This is a genomic window from Pseudonocardia kongjuensis (assembly GCF_039526905.1).
Lineage (GTDB): Bacteria > Actinomycetota > Actinomycetes > Mycobacteriales > Pseudonocardiaceae > Pseudonocardia > Pseudonocardia kongjuensis.
In genome coordinates this window covers 153,191-169,445 of record NZ_BAAAJK010000033.1, presented here as the reverse complement: position 1 = coordinate 169,445, position 16,255 = coordinate 153,191, and the positions used below count along the sequence as shown (strand labels likewise).

Sequence of the window (16,255 nt, the reverse complement as noted above, 5' to 3'; positions counted from 1 at the left end):
CGGGGGCCCGGCGCGGGCCGCGCCCGGATTCCGCGGCCGTCCGGCGGCCCGCTAGGCTGGGAACGGAAGCGAATACGCCGAACGTTTCACGCCCTCGTATTCCAATTGGCAGAGAAAGCGGTCTCAAACACCGTACAGTGTGGGTTCGAATCCCACCGGGGGCACGGTCCAGCAGATCCACCGGCCGTTCCGGCACGGTTCCGCCCCGCCCGCCCGGGTCCTTCGTCCCGCACGTACGGGGACCGCGGCCTGCGGCGCACCCGCCCGCCGCAGGCCATCGTCGGTGTCACCGACGACGGAGAGGGACCGGCAGATGGACGACCCGACGGTGGCCCCGGTGGTGTGCGGGGTGGACGGCTCCGGGCAGGCGCTGGCCGCGGTCCGCTGGGCCGCGCAGGACGCGCTCGCCCGGGACCTCCCGCTGCGGCTCGTCGCCGCGACCGGGCGGCTCGACGACGACGGCGGGCTCGCCCCGATCGGCGCCGCGGACCGGGCCCGCCGGGCCAGGGAGACCGCGGCCCGCAACCTGGAGGACGCGGTCGTCGTGGCCCGGGAGGTGCTGCCCGCGCACCGGATCTGCACCGCGGTCGCGGAGGACGCCGCGGTCACCGCGCTGCACCACGAGTCGGCGCACGCCCGCCTGCTGGTGCTGGGCGACCGCGGCCGCGGCGGCTTCGCCGAGCTGCTCGCCGGCTCGGTCGCGGTCGGCACGGCGGCGACCGCCCGCTGCCCGGTCGTCGTGCTGCGCGGGATGCACACCCCCGGCGGTCCGGTGGTCGTCGGCGTCGACGGGTCCGGGCTCGCCGACGCGGCGCTCGGCGTCGCGTTCGCCGAGGCGCGGCTGCGCGGTGCCCCGCTGGTCGCCCTGCACGCCTGGTCCGACGACGTCGCGGACCCCTACGTCGGCCTGCTGGTGGACTCCGAGGCCACCCTCGCGGCGGAGCGCCGGCTGCTCGACGTGGCACTGGCCCGCTGGACCGGCGAGTTCCCCGACGTCGAGGTCCGGCCGGAGATGGTGCGCGACGGCGCCGCCCGGGCACTCGTCGCGGCCTCCGCCGGCGCCAGGCTGGTCGTGGTCGGGTCCCGCGGCCGCGGCGGCATCGCGGGGCTGCTGCTCGGCTCGGTCAGCCGGGCGCTGCTGCACCACGCGCACTGCCCGGTGCTGGTCGCGCGCAACGACTCCGCACCGGCCTGAGGCCCGCTCACGATCCCGTTCCGGGCCGGCGGCCCGCCGGCCACGGCCGGGTCCCGGGGTGCGCCCCGCCGGGACCCGGCGCCGGTCACGGCTCCGCGGGGCCGGCCGCGCTGCCGGCCGGCACCCCGGCCGCCGCCCAGCCGATCGCGAGCGCCTCGTCGGCGTGCCGGAAGTGCCGGACCTCCGGATGCAGCGCCAGGTCCGCGACGGTCGGCGCCCACGCGCCGATCGTGCCGTCCACGGCCAGCGCCACCCGCCGGACCCGCCGGTGGTGCCCGGCCACGAACCGGACGTGCCGCAGCAGGCTGCTCAGGTTCTGCCAGCCGGGCAGCGACGGCGCCGAGAGGACCAGCCCGCCGAGCTCGTCGTGCGTGCGCAACCAGTCGTCGACGGTCGCGGTGAGCGCGGCGATGTCGGCGACCCGCAGCGGCCGCCGGACCCGCACGACCGCGACCGCGCCGTCGTCGAGCAGCTGCACCGAGAACCCGCTGCCGCCGGGCAGCTCCCGCAGCCAGTCCGCCGCCGCGGCCTGCTCGGCCGCACCGAACAGCCGCACCGGGTACGGGATCAGGAAGGCGGCGATCCGGACGGCGTCCCGGATCCAGCCGATGTCGCTGACCACCGCGCAGCCGTCCATCATCGGCATCGCCCGCAGGCCGACCCGCAGGTCCTCCCACAGCGCGTCCGGCTCCAGCCCGGTGAACGCCGGATCGACGACGCAGAGCAGCCGCAGCCGTCGCCGCTCGGCGTCGGCCCGGTCGAGCACCGGCACCACCACCTGTTCGTAGTCGGCGACGGAGATCCGCCCGACCGGGCGGAAGCCGTCCACGCCGTCCGGGAGCCCGTCCAGGGTCTCGATCATGGTGCCGTCCCTTCTCGTGCCTGTCCGGCCGACGATCGGCACCCGCGGCCGGCCGGGCCAGGGCACTTGGGGTGCGCCCGCGCCGGGTCCGACGGCGTGAACCGGGACATGACGGACGGTGCGCCCCTGGCCGATCGGACGGGTAACGCGTCCACGGTGGCGTGTTTCCGCACACGAAAGGCCGAAGTGAGACGACCCGGATGGGGGTCCGCGAGTAGCCTCGGGGTCCGGTCCCAGTGGCCCTGTACTCCAGTGGCCCCGTGTGTCAGTGCCCCGAGTGCCCGTGCCCCGTACGTACCCCGAAGGAGTTCCCCGGTGACCGACAACGTTCCCGCAGAGACGCCGGCCGAGGGCGGCCCGCAGCCCGGGTGGCGGGTGCTGGTCGTCGAGGACGAGGCCCTGATCCGGATGGACCTCGCCGAGATGCTCTCCGAGGAGGGCTACCAGATCGCCGGCGAGGCGGGCGACGGCGAGGCGGCCATCAGCCAGGCCCGCGAGCTGTCCCCGGATCTGGTGATCATGGACGTCAAGATGCCCAAGAAGGACGGCATCGAGGCGGCCGCGACGATCGTCGAGGAGAAGATCGCCCCGGTCGTCATGCTGACCGCGTTCAGCCAGCGTGACCTGATCGAGCGCGCCCGCGACGCCGGCGCCATGGCCTACCTGGTCAAGCCGTTCGCCCGGCACGAGCTGGTGCCGGCGATCGAGCTCGCCGTCTCCCGGTTCGCCGAGAAGAAGGCGCTCGAGGACGAGGTGGCCTCGCTCAACGAGCGGTTCGAGACCCGCAAGGTCGTCGACCGGGCCAAGGGCCTGCTGATGACCCACCAGAAGATGTCCGAGCCCGAGGCGTTCCGCTGGATCCAGCGCACCGCGATGGACCGCCGGACGACGATGAAGGCGGTCGCCGAGGCCGTCGTCGACGGGCTGGCGCCCGCCAAGTCGTCCTCCTGACGGACCGCCCGCACCGGCTCCCACCGCAGCCCCCGCAGCCACCCGGCCGCGGGGGCTGCGGTGCGTTCCGGGGCCGGATCACATCGTGCGCACCCGGCCCGGCGTTACAGCGCCGACAGTTTCAGAACGATTCCGATTCTGCCGATCCGGTTCACCGAGAAACTGACCGGTCACTGCGCGTGGCAAGGCGCACACCCGGAAAGATCATTACGTGACGGTCGTGAGTCGAATCATCACATTCGTGTCACGAGCGGTGATCGGCTCCCATTTCCTGGTTCGGGCGTACTAGTTTTCCGCCATCCTCCCGCGCGACTTCGACGGCGGGGGGCGGTCGAAGGGGAACCTGTATGACGCGATCAACGTGGCGATTCGCCGCCCTGGCCGGGGTGACGACGCTGGTACTTGCCGGCTGTGGCGGCGGTGGGGACGCCGGCGCCGGTGGAGAGGACACGGCGGGGAGCGAGGCTCCGGCCGCCGCCGGTCAGGAGTGCACACCGCCGCAGGCGCAGCCCACCGGTAACCCCAGCACCGAGCCGCTGAAGATCGGCACGCTGCTGCCCGAGACCGGCAGCCTGGCCTTCCTCGGCCCGCCGGAGTTCGCCGGTGTCGAGGTGGCGCTCGCGGAGATCAACGAGGCGGGCGGCGTTCTCGGCAGCCCGGTCGAGCACCTGCGCGGCGACTCCGGTGACGACACCACCGACATCGCCAACCAGACGGTCGACCGGCACCTGGCCTCCGGGACCCAGGTCATCGTCGGCGCCGCGGCGTCCGGCGTGTCCAAGCTGGTGATCGACAAGATCACCGGTGCGGGTGTGGTGCAGTTCTCGCCGGCGAACACCTCGGACGAGTTCACCTGCTGGGAGGACGCCGGTCTGTACTTCCGGACCGCTCCGCCGGACGTCCTGCAGGCGCAGGCGCTCGCGCAGCTGATCACCTCCGACGGTGGTCAGCGGGTGAGCATCCTGGCCCGTAACGACCCGTACGGCGCCGGGCTGGCCGACAACACCGAGCAGAACCTGGTCTCCGCGGGCATCCCGCAGGACCAGATCCAGAAGATCATCTACGACCCGAACGCGGCGTCGTTCAACCCGGAGATCGACCAGATCGCGCAGTTCGATCCGGACTCGATCGCGGTGATCGGCTTCGACGAGTCGAAGCGGATCCTCACCCGGATGAGCGAGGTCCAGATCGGGCCGGCCCAGAAGGGCGTCTACGGCACCGACGGCAACATGGGCAACGCCCTCGGCGAGGGTCTGCCGCCCGGGCTGCTGGAGGGCATGAAGGGCACCACGCCGCTCACCGAGCTCTCCGGGGACTTCGAGCAGCGGCTGCGGGCCGAGGACCCGAGCCTGACCGACGTCAACTACGCCGGTGAGTCGTACGACGCCGTGATCATCTCGGCGCTGGCGGCCGAGGCGGCGCAGTCGACGAACGGTGCCGACATCGCGTCGGAGATCAACGGGATCACCAAGGACGGCGAGAAGTGCACCACCTTCGCCGACTGCAAGGCGATCCTCGACCAGGGCGGTGACGTCGACTACGACGGCGTGACCGGCACCCTGGACTTCACCGACGCCGGTGAGCCCGGTTCCGGCTCGTACGGCGTGCTCACCTTCACGGGCGAGAACACGCTGGCCGACGACCCCACCTTCATCCGGGTGGGTGCTCAGGGCTGAGTCCCGACGCGCGACGACGAGGGGGCGGGCCCGCGGGTCCGCCCCCTTTCGTCGTGCGCCGGCCCGGGAGCCGTGGGTCGTGCGCACGTCCCGCGGATCGCACCCGCGGCCCTGGCGGCACGCCCCGGGGCCGGCTCCGACCCTCCGGGCGGTTCGGTGCCCTGCCAAGGTTCGGTGCCCTGCCAAGGTTCGGTGCCCTGCCGGGGCTCGGTGCCCTGCCGGGGCTCGGTGCCCTGCCGGGGTTCGGTGCCCTGCCGGGGTTCGGTGCCCTGCCGAGGTTCGGTGCCTTGCCGGGTGGTTCGTGCCGCTGCCGGGCCGCTCGGAGCAGCCGCGGTCTGCCCCACGGCGATCTCGCGTCCTCGCACCCCCAGCGTGACCTCGCACCGCCAGTGCGACGGCGCACCGTGTAGTTCGGGTGCGGCGTCGTGCTGAGGGTGCGGCGAGCTGCGTCGGGTGCGGCGGCGCGCGCTCTGACCTCCGCGCGCCCGCGCCGGGGCGCGCGATCTGACCGGGCCGGTGCGACCTCGCCCCCGGGTCCGGCCTCGCACCCCCGGTCCGGCGTCGCACCCCCAGTCCGGCGTCGCACCTCCAGCGCGACCTCGCACCGTGTAGTGGGGGTGCGCGGTCGTGTTGGGGGTGCGGTGAGCTGCGTCGGGGACCGTGGCGTGTGCTCTGACTTCTGCGCGCCCGCGCCGGGGCGCGCGATCTGACCGGGCCGGTGCGACCTCGCCCCCCGGTCCGACGTCGCACCTCCAGCGCGACGTCGCACCTCCAGCGGGATCTTGCACCGTGTGGTGGGGGTGCGCGGTCGTGGTGGGGGTGCGACGAGCCGCGCCGGAGACCGTGGCGCCCGCGGAGACCGCGGAGACCGCGGCGCCCGCTCCGACCCCACCCGCACCGGCACCCGGACCCGGACCGGACCCGGACCCGGACCCGGATCCGGTACGACGAACGGCCCCGCACCCCGGGGAGGGGTGCGGGGCCGTCGTCGTCGCGGCTCAGTCCTTCTTCTCGCTGCTCCCGGCCAGCGTGCCCAGGTACAGTTCGATCACCTTCGGGTCGTTCAGCAGCTCCGCCCCACCGGCGGTGTAGGCGGCCCGGCCCTGGTCGAGGACGTACCCGCGGTCGCAGATCTGCAGGCACCGGCGGGCGTTCTGCTCGACCATGATGACCGAGACGCCGGCCGCGTTGATCCGCTTGCAGCGCACGAACACCTCGTCCTGCAGCATCGGCGAGAGCCCGGCCGACGGCTCGTCGAGCAGCAGCACCGACGGTTCCATCATCAGGGCGCGGCCCATCGCCACCATCTGGCGCTCACCGCCGGACAGCGACCCGGCCTTGGTCCTGCGGCGCTGCCCGAGCATCGGGAACAGGTCCGCGACCTCGTCGAACCGCTTGCTGAACGAGCGCGGCCGCAGGAACACCCCCATCTGCATGTTCTCCTCGATGGAGAGCGAGGGGAACACGTTGTCCCGCTGCGGGACGTAGCCGACGCCCTTGGTGACCAGTACGTGCGCCTTCGCCCCGGTGATCTCGGTGTCCCGCAGCCGGACGGTGCCCGTCCGGACCGGGATGAGCCCGAACATCGCCTTGAGCAGCGTGGACTTGCCCGCACCGTTCGGGCCGATGATCCCGACGATCTCGCCGTCGCGGAGGAAGAAGTCGCTGCCGGTCAGGATGTCGACGCCGGGGACGTACCCGGCGACGAGCGAGTCGATCCGCAGCAGCGCGCCCTCGGCGAGCCGGTTGTGCACCTCGGAGGTGGCGGCCTCCTCCGGGGTCATCACGGGTGTGGCGTCGCTGTTGTCGCTCATGTGCGCTTCCCCTCCGCGCCGCCGGCCTCGGGCGGGGGCCCCTCGAGCCCACCCTCGGCCTCGGCGGCCTCCATCTCGGCCACGATCTCCGCGGTCTCGCCGACCGGGTTGCCGTCGGCGTCGAACTCCAGGACCTGGTCGTGGTGCGAGCCGAGGTAGGCGTCGACGACGGCCTGGTTGGACGACAGCGCCGACGGCGGCCCCTCCGCGATCACCTGCCCCTGTGCCATGACGACGACCCAGTCGCTGATGTCGCGGATGACGTCCATGTCGTGCTCGACGAACACCACGCTCATGCCCTCGTCGCGCAGCGACTTGACGTGCCCGAGCAGGCTCTGGGTGAGCGCCGGGTTCACGCCGGCCATCGGCTCGTCGAGCATCACGACCTTGGGCTTCATCATCAGCGCCCGGGCCATCTCCAGCAGCTTGCGCTGCCCGCCGGAGAGCGACCCGGCCAGGTCCTCGGACTTGGCGTCGAGCTTGAACCGGGCCAGCAGCTCGCGGGCCTGCTCGGTGATCTGGCGCTCCTGCGCGCCCCAGCCGGTGAACAGCGCGCCGAGGAAGCTCTCGCCGCGCTGGCCGGTGGCGCCCAGCTTCATGTTCTCCATGACGGTCATGCCGGCGAGCGCCTTGGTCAGCTGGAAGGTGCGGACGACGCCGCGCCGGGCGACCCGGTGCGGCGGCAGCTTGTCCAGCGGCGTGCCCTCGTACACCCAGGATCCGGTGTCGGCCCGGTCGAACCCGGTGAGCAGGTTGAACAGGGTCGTCTTGCCGGCGCCGTTCGGCCCGATCAGGCCGGTGATGGCGCCGCGCTGGAACTCCAGGTGCGCGACGTCGACGGCGGTGAGGCCGCCGAACGTGCGGGTCACGCCGTCCACGGTCAGCACCGGATCGGGCTTGGCGACGCCCGGTTCCGGGGCGACGCCGGCGAGCGCGTGTGCGGGGTCCGGCCCGCCGGCCGGGACGACCGGGATGACGGCCGTCTCGTCGGCGCCGCCGTCGCGCGTGACGTCGGTCCGGTCGTCGCTGCTGTGGTCGTCGGTGGTGTGGTCGTTGCTGTGGTCGTTGGTGTGGTCAGCGGCCATCGCCGAGCACCTCCCTCCGGCGTCCGAAGATGCCCTGTGGTCGGAACACCATCATGAGGCCCAGGAAGACGCCGACGAGCACGAACCGGATCGCGCCGACGTCCTGGGACGAGATGAAGGGCAGCAGCGGGTTCTCACCGGCGGTGGCCTGGCGCAGGAACGCGTCCGACACCGACAGCAGGAACCAGAACAGCATGGCGCCGACGACCGGTCCGAAGACCCGGCCGGCGCCGCCGAGGATGAGCGCCGCGTAGGCGAAGAAGGTCTGCGGCGGCGAGTAGAAGTCCGGGGTCAGCGACTGGGTCGCCAGCGCGAACACGATGCCGCCGAGTGCGCCGAACACACCGCCGAGCGCGAGCGCCTGCATCTTGTAGGCGAACACGTTCTTGCCGAGCGCGCGGGCGGCGTCCTCGTCCTCCCGGATCGCCTTGAGCACGCGGCCCCACGGGCTGCGCACGAGCAGCCAGGTGAGCAGCACGCACAGGCCGACCACGGTCCAGCCGACGACGATCGACCACAGGTCGGGCCCGCGGACGGTGAGCCCGAGGATGTTGTACGTGGGCTGGGTGAACGGGTTCGCGGCGGCGAAGGCGTCGCCGAAGCCGGTGAGGCCCTGGGTGCCGCCGGTGAAGCCGGTCTGCGACGTCGACCGGGTGATCAGGCGCAGGATCTCGGACGCGGCGATCGTGACGATCGCCAGGTAGTCGGCGCGCAGCCGGAGCGTCGGGATGCCCAGCACCAGCGCGAGCACGACACCGCAGGCCATGCCGATCAGGACGCCGAGCCAGAGCGGGGCGCCGTAGTTCGCCACCGAGATGCCCATGCCGTAGGCGCCGACCAGCGCGAAGCCGATCTGGCCGAAGTTGAGCAGACCGGTGTACCCGAAGTGGATGTTGAGGCCGAGTGCGAGCAGCGCGAAGAAGATGGCCGACGGCCCGATGAGCTGCGAGAACCCGACGGTGAGGAGCTGTCCGAAGTCGATCATGATGTCCTCCTCAGCCGATCCGGGCCTTGGACCCGAGCAGGCCCTGCGGTCGGAACACGAGGATCACGATCAGCACCGCCAGTCCGCCGAGGTACTTGAGGTCCAGCGGCAGCACCAGCGTGGACAGCTGGACCAGGATCCCGACGATCAGGCAGCCCAGCAGCGCGCCGTAGGCGGTGCCGAGGCCACCGAGGATGACCCCGGCGAACATCAGCAGCAGCAGCCGGAAGCCCATCTCGTACTGGACCGTGCTGGAGAGCTCGGAGAGCGCGAACAGCACGCCGCCGAGGGTGGCGAGCGCCCCGCCGAGCATCCAGACGAACAGGATCACCCGGTCGACGTTGATGCCGGACGACGCGGCCAGGTCCCGGTTGTCGGAGACGGCGCGCATCGCCTTGCCGATGCGGGTCTTCTGCAGCAGCAGCGCGACCGCGAGCAGCACCACGACCGACACGATGATCGCCGACAGGTCCTTGTCGGTGAGCGCGATCGGCCCGTAGTTGCGGACGGTCTGCGCGGTGTAGTCCGCGAACGACTCGGAGCGGCCGCCGAAGAAGATCAGCACCAGGTACCGCAGCGCGATGCCGAGGCCGATCGACACGACGAGCTGGGCGATCAGGCCCGCTCCCCGGCGTCTCAGCCGCCGCCATATGCCCAGCTCGTTGGCCGCGCCCAGGAGTGCGCCGACGAGCATCGCGATGATCGTCGCCGGGATCAGCTGGACCCCGCCGCCGACGTTGATGAACCAGGCGACGACCGCGCCGATGGTGACCATCTCGCCGTGCGCGAAGTTGGTCAGCCCGGTGGTGCCGAAGATCAGCGACAGGCCGACCGCGGCGATGCCGATGACCAGGCCGAACCGGATGCCGTCGACGAGCAGGCGCAGGAACGTGGCGAAACCGCCGCCCGCCGCCCCGGCGACCTCCTCGCCGAACCGGAAGACGACGGTGTTCAGCGAGCCGTCGCTGACCTCACGGGTCGTCTCGCCCTGCAGCACCTCGGTGCCGGCGGGCAGCGTGGACTCGTCCAGCCGGAAGGTGTAGCTGCCGGCGGTGGGGACGGTCAGCTCCCAGCGGCCGTTCTCGTCGGAGACCGCCTCGGCGGCCGGGGCACCGTTCTGCTCGGCGACGATCGTCACGCCGTCCAGCGGCTCGCCGTCCTGGTCGCGCAGGGTGCCGCTGACGTCGATGCCGTCGGTCTGCTGGGCGGGTGAGACGGCCGCCTGCGGGGCGGCCGGGGGAGCGGCGGTGGCGGCGAGCGCGGTGCCGGACAGGGCGAGCCCGCCGACGAGTACGACGAGCAGGCCGATCAGCCAGCGTGCTGCGGCGGGGACCGATGTCCGTCGCGGGACGGCGCCCGCGCGGACGGTCCCCGCGCTGTCGGCGCGCTCGCGGCGCGGAGTGCGGGGTGGTGACAACGTTCGTCCGTCCTCGTGGGGCGTCGTGCGGACACCCGGGTGGGTGATCTGGGGGAACGTAGCCGAGGAGAGGACTGGTACGAACGTCTCGAACCAGGCCGTAGCCGAGACGTAACCCGTGACTAGCGGATTGCGATGGTCAGGACACGAGCGGTCGTGTGTCGCGGTGCAGACAGGTCAGCCGCGCGGTGCAGATGCGCCGTCCCTCGTCGTCGACGAGCACGATCTCCGAGGTCGAGGTGGATCGTCCGACGTGGATCGGCCGGGCCGTCCCGGTGACGTGCCCGGTGGTGGCCGAGCGGTGGTGGGTGCAGGCCAGCTCCAGGCCGACCGGGAAGCGCTCCGGGAGGGCGTGCAGCGCCGAGAGCGTGGAGCCGAGGGTCTCGGCCAGCACGCCGCTCGCGCCGCCGTGCAACAGGCCGAACGGCTGCAGGTTGCCCGCGACCGGCATCCGGCCGACGACCTCCTCCAGGCTCAGGGAGACGATCTCGATCCCCATCCGGTCGTTGAGCTGGCCACCGGCGTGTTCCGGCGGGATCTGGGGGAGCTGGGCGGGATCGATCGGCACCGGGGCACCCTAGACCCACCCGGCGTGCCCGGTGGAGCGGTTCCGGACACATCACGGCGTGCGCACTTGCCGTCGCGGTCCGGGTCGGCGATCTTGACCGAGAAAGCGGCAGCACCGGGAGAGGAACGAGAGAGCGCATGGTCAACGACACCAGGCCGACGGCGACCGAGGCGTGGTCGATGATGCTCGAGGGCAACCTGCGCTGGCAGCGCGACGAGCGTCAGGAGCCGCGCCGGTCGGCGGAGGAGCGGGCCGCGGTGCTCGCCGAGCAGAAGCCGGCCGCGATGATCCTGTCCTGTTCGGACTCGCGGGTGCCCGCCGAGCTGGTGTTCGACCTGGGGCTGGGGGACCTGTTCGTGGTCCGGACGGCGGGCCAGGTCGTCGACGACGCGGTCCGCGGCACGCTGGCGTTCGGCGCCGGTGCGCTCGGCATCCCGCTGCTGGTCGTGCTCGGCCACTCGCAGTGCGGTGCGGTGAAGGCCGCGGTGGATGTGGCGGGCGGGGCGCCGTCGCCCGCGCCGGCGACGCTCGGTGCGCTGGTCCAGGACATCGTCCCGGTGTGCGCGGGCGCGGCGGCCGGGGACGAGGGGATCGCCTCGGCGGTGGACGCCAACGTCCGCCGGGTGGTCGCCCAGCTGACCGCGGACCCGTCGCTGTCCGGGGCGGTCTGCAACAACCGGCTGACGATCGTCGGGGCCCGCTACGACCTGCCGACCGGCGCGGTGCTCGAGGTCTGAGCCCCGCCGGGCCTGCGGGTCACGAAGATCGCCGTGCCGGGGAACAGCTCCCCGCGCAGCGGCGACCACTGCCCCCACACCCGGTCGTGCCCCTCCGGCCACTCCGGCTCGACCAGGTCCTCCAGGACGAGCCCGGCGGCGACCACGTCCCGGACCCGGTCGCCGAGCGTGCGGTGGTGCTCGACGTAGGTGGCCCGGCCGGTGGCGTCCACCTCCAGGTACGGGGTGCGGTCGAAGTAGGACTGGGTGACGGTGAGCCCGTCCGGGCCGGGATCGTCCGGGAACGCCCAGCGCATCGGGTGGTTCACCGCGAACACCCAGCGGCCGCCGGGGCGGAGCACCCGGTGCACCTCGCGCATCACCCGGGCCGGGTCGGCGACGAACGGGATCGCCCCGAACGCCGAGCACGCCAGGTCGAAGGTGGCGTCGGCGAACGGCAGGTGCTCGGCGCCGGCCTGCACCAGCGGGACGTGCGTGCCGAGCTCGCGGTTGAGCCGGGCGGCGTGCCGGAGCATCCCGCCGGAGACGTCGAGCGCGACCGGGAGCGCACCCTGCCCGGCCAGCCACCGGCTGCACGGCGCGGAGCCGGCGCCGACCTCGAGCACCCGGGCGCCGGGCAGCGCCGCCGCCGGGCCGAGCAGCCGGGCGTCGGCCTCGTGCAGGTTCTCCGGGCACCAGACGAACTCGGCGTCGCCGATGTCCGAGCCGTGCTCGGCGAGGTAGTCGTCGGCGTCGGCGTCCCACCACCGCCGTCCCGCGCTCTCGGACTCGGCGCTGCCCACCCGGCGGCGGGCGAGACCGGCGGTGCCGACGACCGACTCGGCGGTGCCGTACTCGTCCCGGCTGCTCATGACCACCCGATCGTCATCACCCGATCGTCGCAGAGCCCGGGCCGGTCGTTGCCGCTCACCCGTTCACCCGGACCCGCATTGCCCCAGTCATCACGGCCCGCGTAGCATGTTGTGCGCACTGTGGTCAACGTGGCGGAGGACCGTCGACGCCGGGCTCGCCCGCCCGACCGTTCCGCCGCACCCGGTTACCGACCACGGGAATCGACGCCAGAGGGTGACTGTTGCAGTAGGGAGACCACACAGTCACAGCTACACATACCAGAAGCGGAACTGCTGCAGCAGTCACCGCACCGAGACCGCCAGAGAAATCCATCGGAGCACCCCACTACATGTCCACCGACACCACCGCCGCCCCGACCACGCCGCAGGTCGCTATCAACGACATCGGGTCGGAGGAGGACTTCCTCGCCGCCATCGACCTGACGATCAAGTACTTCAACGATGGCGACATCGTCGAGGGCACGATCGTCAAGGTCGACCGCGACGAGGTCCTGCTCGACATCGGCTACAAGACCGAGGGCGTCATCCCCTCGCGTGAGCTGTCGATCAAGCACGACGTCGACCCCGCAGAGGTGGTCGAGGTCGGCGAGTTCGTCGAGGCCCTGGTTCTCCAGAAGGAGGACAAGGAGGGCCGCCTGATCCTGTCCAAGAAGCGCGCTCAGTACGAGCGCGCCTGGGGCACGATCGAGGCCCTCAAGGAGGCCGACGAGCCGGTCGAGGGCACCGTCATCGAGGTCGTCAAGGGCGGCCTGATCCTGGACATCGGGCTCCGGGGCTTCCTGCCGGCGTCGCTGGTGGAGATGCGCCGGGTGCGCGACCTCCAGCCCTACGTCGGCCGCAAGATCGAGGCCAAGATCATCGAGCTGGACAAGAACCGCAACAACGTGGTCCTGTCCCGCCGCGCCTGGCTGGAGCAGACCCAGTCCGAGGTCCGCAGCGAGTTCCTCAACCAGCTGCAGCGCGGTCAGGTCCGCAAGGGCGTCGTCTCCTCGGTGGTCAACTTCGGTGCCTTCGTCGACCTGGGCGGTGTCGACGGCCTGGTGCACGTCTCCGAGCTGTCCTGGAAGCACATCGACCACCCGAGCGAGGTCGTCGAGGTCGGCCAGGAGGTCACCGTCGAGGTCCTCGACGTCGACCTGGACCGCGAGCGCGTCTCCCTGTCGCTGAAGGCGACCCAGGAGGACCCGTGGCGGCTCTACGCCCGGACCCACGCGATCGGCCAGATCGTCCCGGGCAAGGTCACCAAGCTCGTCCCGTTCGGCGCGTTCGTCCGCGTCGAGGAGGGCATCGAGGGCCTGGTGCACATCTCCGAGCTGGCCGAGCGCCACGTCGAGATCCCGGAGCAGGTCGTCCAGGTCGGCGACGACGCCATGGTCAAGGTCATCGACATCGACCTCGACCGGCGCCGCATCTCGCTGTCGCTGAAGCAGGCCAACGAGGGCATGACGGTCGACACCGAGTTCGACCCGACCCGCTACGGCATGGCCGCCGAGTACGACGACCAGGGGAACTACATCTACCCCGAGGGCTTCGACGTCGACACCGGCGACTGGAAGGAGGGCTTCGACGAGGCCCGCGCCGCGTGGGAGAAGCAGTACGCCGAGGCGCACACCCGCTACGAGCAGCACATCGCCCAGCTCCGCAAGGCCGCCGAGGCCGAGGCGGCCGGTGGCGACGACGTCGCTCCGGCGAACTACTCGTCGGGCGGTGACACCGAGGAGCGCTCGTCCGGCCCGGCCGAGACCAGCAGCAGCGGTGGCTCGCTCGCCAGCGACGAGCAGCTCGCCGCCCTGCGGGAGAAGCTCTCCGGCGGAGCCTGATCCACCGGTCCGGTCCCGCTCCGGGCCGGATCACGATCCACACCGAGCCCCGGTGACCCACGTGGTCACCGGGGCTCGGTGCGTATGCGGGACCATGTCGGCAGTGATGGATCGGGCGGGTGGACGGGCCGCCGCGGTCCGGTTGCGTTGCACGGCGTGTCGCTCGATACGCGCCGGGGAGAGGTCACGGTTCGGCACCGGTCCATGACGCTCCGGGGGCGTTCCCGGAGTCGATCTCGGGGTCCGGCCTAGATTGTGCGCATGGCCGGCTGCTCCGTCCGCCGGACGCGATCCGGCACGCCCCTGCTCTCTCCCGCGACCCGCCTGCGGCGCGGGCGGGTCGCCCTGCTCGCCGGCGCCGCGCTGCTCACCGGGGTGATCAGCGGCTGCGGGATCGCCTCGGGGGACCCGGGGATCGCGGTGCCGACGTTCGCCGCGGAGGAGAGCACCGTCGCCGGAGCGGACGGCGGCCCGCCGCCGATCGCGCTGCCCACCGACTGCGCGCGGCTGATGGACCCGGAGCAGGCGGGCGCGCTGTTCGGGCAGGTGCTCGGCTCGGTCTCGGTCCAGTCGGTGCGCGGCGTCGCCGAGCCGGCGGTGAACCGCACCGAGCGCACCGCGTGCACCTACCGGGCCGGCGGCCAGGCGTTCGACGGGCCGGGCAACCGCGGGCCGGTGCTCTACCAGCTCAACATCGGCCGCTACGGCGACGCCGCCTCGGCGACCCGGCAGTGGCAGCTCAACACCAACGCCGAGCGGTCCGACGCCACCGCCTCCCGGGACATCACCGTGGGGACCGTGCCGGGGGTGCTGATCGAGCGGGCGGACCAGACGACGCTGGCCCTCGTCTACGGCGTCGACACGCTCACCTTCGTGCTGCCGGTCGCCGCGCCCGGGCAGAACCGCCCGGCCGCCGAGACCCTGCCGGACCTGGCGCAGCGGATCATCCCGGCGCTGACCCCGACCCAGCCGCCCACCGCGGAACCGCCGCCGCCGGCCACCCCGTCGGCGACCCCGCCGGCCGGGGGACCGGCGCCGCAGGCGAACCGGGCGCCCGCCGGGGACGTGCCCGGCACCACCTGATTACGGTGGGCCGGTGCTGCGGACAGGGCTGACCGGGGGAATCGGGGCCGGCAAGTCGACGGTCGCCCGTCGTCTCGTCGAACGCGGGGCGGTGCTGGTCGACTCCGACCTGCTGGCCCGCGAGGTCGTCGCCGCCGGTTCCGAGGGGCTCGCCGCGATCGTGGCGGCCTTCGGCGACCGGGTGCTGCGGGCGGACGGCGAGCTGGACCGGCCCGCGCTGGCCTCGATCGTCTTCGCCGACGCCGACGCCCGCCGCGAGCTCGACGGCATCGTGCACCCGCTGGTGCGGGCCCGGTCCGACGAGCTGGTCGCCGCCGCCGCGCCGGACGCGATCGTCGTGCAGGACGTGCCGCTGCTCGTCGAGGGCGGGATGGCGGCGGCGTTCCCGCTGGTCGTCGTGGTCGGGGTGGACGCCGAGGAGCGGATCAGGCGGCTGGTGTCCGCCCGCGGGATGGCCGAGCAGGACGCCCGCGCCCGGGTCGCCGCCCAGGCGAGCGACGAGCGCCGCCGGGCCGCCGCGGACGTCTGGCTGGACAACTCCGGCGCCGAGGAGGACACCCGGCGCCGGGTGGACGCGCTGTGGGACGGCCGGCTGGTCGGGTTCGAGGAGAACCTGCGGCTCGGCCGCCCGGTGCCGGACGGCCCGCCCCGGCTGGTCGACGCCGACCCGGACTGGGCGGAGCAGGCCCGCCGGCTCGCCGAGCGGATCGGGCACGCGGCGGGGGACCGCGGCCGGGGCGTGGAGCACGTCGGCGCCACCGCGGTGCCCGGCCTGCCCGCCCGCGACGTGCTGGACCTGCAGCTCGCGGTGGAGGCGCGGTCGGACGCCGGAGCGCTCGGCGACCGGCTGGCCGCCGCCGGGTTCCCGGCCGACCCGGACGCCGACGGGAACGGGGACGGGGCGGGGACGCTGCGCGTGCACCGGTCCGCGGACCCGGGGCGGCCCGCGGTCGTCGTCGTGCGGGTGCACGGCTCGCCGGCCTGGCAGCACGCCCTCGGGACCCGGGACCGGCTGCGGGCCGACCCGCGCGCCCGGGACGGCTACACCGAGCGCCGGCGGCGGGCGGCCGCCCTGTACGGGGCGGATCCGGACGCCCGCCGCTACACCGCGCACACGGCCGCCTGGCGGGATGACCCGGACGAGTGGTCCGTCCGGTCCGGATCACACGGTTCGTGACGGACGCGTGAAGATCCACCCGTTTCTGTAACGA

Annotated in this window: 14 protein-coding genes and 1 tRNA gene; 8 read left to right on the top strand and 7 right to left on the bottom strand. The window is 73.1% G+C overall.

The annotated features are described in order from the left end of the window. Positions 1–90 precede the first annotated feature (90 nt). Together ABD160_RS24110 and ABD160_RS24105 are read left to right on the top strand one after the other, a co-directional pair. Positions 91–164: transfer RNA gene (locus ABD160_RS24110), tRNA-Leu, on the top strand. A 149-nt stretch (positions 165–313) separates the two neighbouring features. Continuing rightward, positions 314–1,195: a universal stress protein gene (locus ABD160_RS24105; RefSeq protein ID WP_344026297.1), complete on the top strand. Its 882-nt coding sequence runs from the start codon at positions 314–316 to the stop codon at positions 1,193–1,195. A gap of 85 nt (positions 1,196–1,280) precedes the next feature. Here the strand turns inward: ABD160_RS24105 and ABD160_RS24100 are convergent, their stop codons facing one another. Next, positions 1,281–2,057, bottom strand: a complete 777-nt coding sequence (locus ABD160_RS24100; protein WP_344026295.1) for a SpoIIAA family protein — start codon at positions 2,055–2,057, stop codon at positions 1,281–1,283. A 315-nt stretch (positions 2,058–2,372) separates the two neighbouring features. Here ABD160_RS24100 and ABD160_RS24095 point away from each other — a divergent pair, with 315 nt between their 5' ends. After that, on the top strand, positions 2,373–3,008 hold the full coding sequence (locus ABD160_RS24095; protein WP_344026292.1) for an ANTAR domain-containing response regulator: 636 nt from the start codon (positions 2,373–2,375) through the stop codon (positions 3,006–3,008). Positions 3,009–3,355: 347 nt separating this feature from the next. Next, positions 3,356–4,684, top strand: coding sequence for an ABC transporter substrate-binding protein (locus ABD160_RS24090; protein ID WP_344026290.1), 1,329 nt, complete (start codon positions 3,356–3,358; stop codon positions 4,682–4,684). A gap of 998 nt (positions 4,685–5,682) precedes the next feature. On the opposite strand, the gene ABD160_RS24085 is transcribed toward ABD160_RS24090, so the two are convergent. From ABD160_RS24085 to ABD160_RS24065, 5 genes are all read right to left on the bottom strand, one after another. Then, positions 5,683–6,498 (bottom strand): ABC transporter ATP-binding protein, encoded by an 816-nt coding sequence (locus tag ABD160_RS24085; protein WP_344026288.1) that lies wholly within the window; start codon positions 6,496–6,498, stop codon positions 5,683–5,685. Continuing rightward, complete coding sequence (locus ABD160_RS24080; RefSeq protein WP_344026286.1) at positions 6,495–7,583, bottom strand: ABC transporter ATP-binding protein; 1,089 nt, start codon at positions 7,581–7,583, stop codon at positions 6,495–6,497. Before ABD160_RS24080 ends, ABD160_RS24085 begins: the two co-directional genes overlap by 4 nt. After that, positions 7,573–8,568 carry a branched-chain amino acid ABC transporter permease gene (locus ABD160_RS24075; RefSeq protein WP_344026284.1) on the bottom strand — a complete coding sequence of 332 codons (996 nt, stop codon included), beginning with the start codon at positions 8,566–8,568 and terminating at the stop codon, positions 7,573–7,575. The genes ABD160_RS24080 and ABD160_RS24075 overlap by 11 nt, the downstream gene beginning before the upstream one ends. Before the next feature lie 10 nt (positions 8,569–8,578). After that, on the bottom strand, positions 8,579–9,985 hold the full coding sequence (locus tag ABD160_RS24070) for a branched-chain amino acid ABC transporter permease (RefSeq protein ID WP_344026282.1): 1,407 nt from the start codon (positions 9,983–9,985) through the stop codon (positions 8,579–8,581). A gap of 139 nt (positions 9,986–10,124) precedes the next feature. Continuing rightward, positions 10,125–10,553 carry a PaaI family thioesterase gene (locus ABD160_RS24065; RefSeq protein ID WP_344026280.1) on the bottom strand — a complete coding sequence of 143 codons (429 nt, stop codon included), beginning with the start codon at positions 10,551–10,553 and terminating at the stop codon, positions 10,125–10,127. 137 nt (positions 10,554–10,690) lie between these two features. On the opposite strand from ABD160_RS24065, the gene ABD160_RS24060 reads away from it, so the two are divergent. Further along, positions 10,691–11,290, top strand: coding sequence for a carbonic anhydrase (locus tag ABD160_RS24060; RefSeq protein ID WP_344026278.1), 600 nt, complete (start codon positions 10,691–10,693; stop codon positions 11,288–11,290). On the opposite strand, the gene ABD160_RS24055 is transcribed toward ABD160_RS24060, so the two are convergent. Next, complete coding sequence (locus ABD160_RS24055; protein WP_344026276.1) at positions 11,254–12,141, bottom strand: class I SAM-dependent methyltransferase; 888 nt, start codon at positions 12,139–12,141, stop codon at positions 11,254–11,256. The two genes, ABD160_RS24060 and ABD160_RS24055, sit on opposite strands and share 37 nt — an antisense overlap. A 329-nt stretch (positions 12,142–12,470) precedes the next feature. Here ABD160_RS24055 and rpsA point away from each other — a divergent pair, with 329 nt between their 5' ends. The 3 genes from rpsA (at position 12,471) to coaE (ending at position 16,221) form a co-directional block, all read left to right on the top strand. Continuing rightward, the gene (rpsA, locus tag ABD160_RS24050) at positions 12,471–13,961 is read left to right on the top strand and encodes a 30S ribosomal protein S1 (protein ID WP_344026274.1); all 1,491 of its coding nucleotides are present in this window, start codon (positions 12,471–12,473) and stop codon (positions 13,959–13,961) included. A 261-nt stretch (positions 13,962–14,222) separates the two neighbouring features. Beyond that, positions 14,223–15,044, top strand: coding sequence for a hypothetical protein (locus ABD160_RS24045; protein ID WP_344026272.1), 822 nt, complete (start codon positions 14,223–14,225; stop codon positions 15,042–15,044). Positions 15,045–15,057: 13 nt separating this feature from the next. Continuing rightward, positions 15,058–16,221, top strand: a complete 1,164-nt coding sequence (coaE, locus tag ABD160_RS24040) for a dephospho-CoA kinase (RefSeq protein WP_344026270.1) — start codon at positions 15,058–15,060, stop codon at positions 16,219–16,221. Positions 16,222–16,255: the final 34 nt, after the last annotated feature.

What these genes read in the sequence shown, in the direction of transcription:
- ABD160_RS24105 (WP_344026297.1), top strand. Translation starts at nt 314, where the DNA reads ATGGACGACCCGACGGTGGCCCCGGTGGTGTGCGGGGTGGACGGCTCC.
- ABD160_RS24100 (WP_344026295.1), bottom strand. Translation starts at nt 2,057, where the DNA reads ATGATCGAGACCCTGGACGGGCTCCCGGACGGCGTGGACGGCTTCCGC.
- ABD160_RS24090 (WP_344026290.1), top strand. Translation starts at nt 3,356, where the DNA reads ATGACGCGATCAACGTGGCGATTCGCCGCCCTGGCCGGGGTGACGACG.
- ABD160_RS24085 (WP_344026288.1), bottom strand. Translation starts at nt 6,498, where the DNA reads ATGAGCGACAACAGCGACGCCACACCCGTGATGACCCCGGAGGAGGCC.
- ABD160_RS24080 (WP_344026286.1), bottom strand. Translation starts at nt 7,583, where the DNA reads ATGGCCGCTGACCACACCAACGACCACAGCAACGACCACACCACCGAC.
- ABD160_RS24075 (WP_344026284.1), bottom strand. Translation starts at nt 8,568, where the DNA reads ATGATCGACTTCGGACAGCTCCTCACCGTCGGGTTCTCGCAGCTCATC.
- ABD160_RS24060 (WP_344026278.1), top strand. Translation starts at nt 10,691, where the DNA reads ATGGTCAACGACACCAGGCCGACGGCGACCGAGGCGTGGTCGATGATG.
- ABD160_RS24055 (WP_344026276.1), bottom strand. Translation starts at nt 12,141, where the DNA reads ATGAGCAGCCGGGACGAGTACGGCACCGCCGAGTCGGTCGTCGGCACC.
- rpsA (WP_344026274.1), top strand. Translation starts at nt 12,471, where the DNA reads ATGTCCACCGACACCACCGCCGCCCCGACCACGCCGCAGGTCGCTATC.
- ABD160_RS24045 (WP_344026272.1), top strand. Translation starts at nt 14,223, where the DNA reads ATGGCCGGCTGCTCCGTCCGCCGGACGCGATCCGGCACGCCCCTGCTC.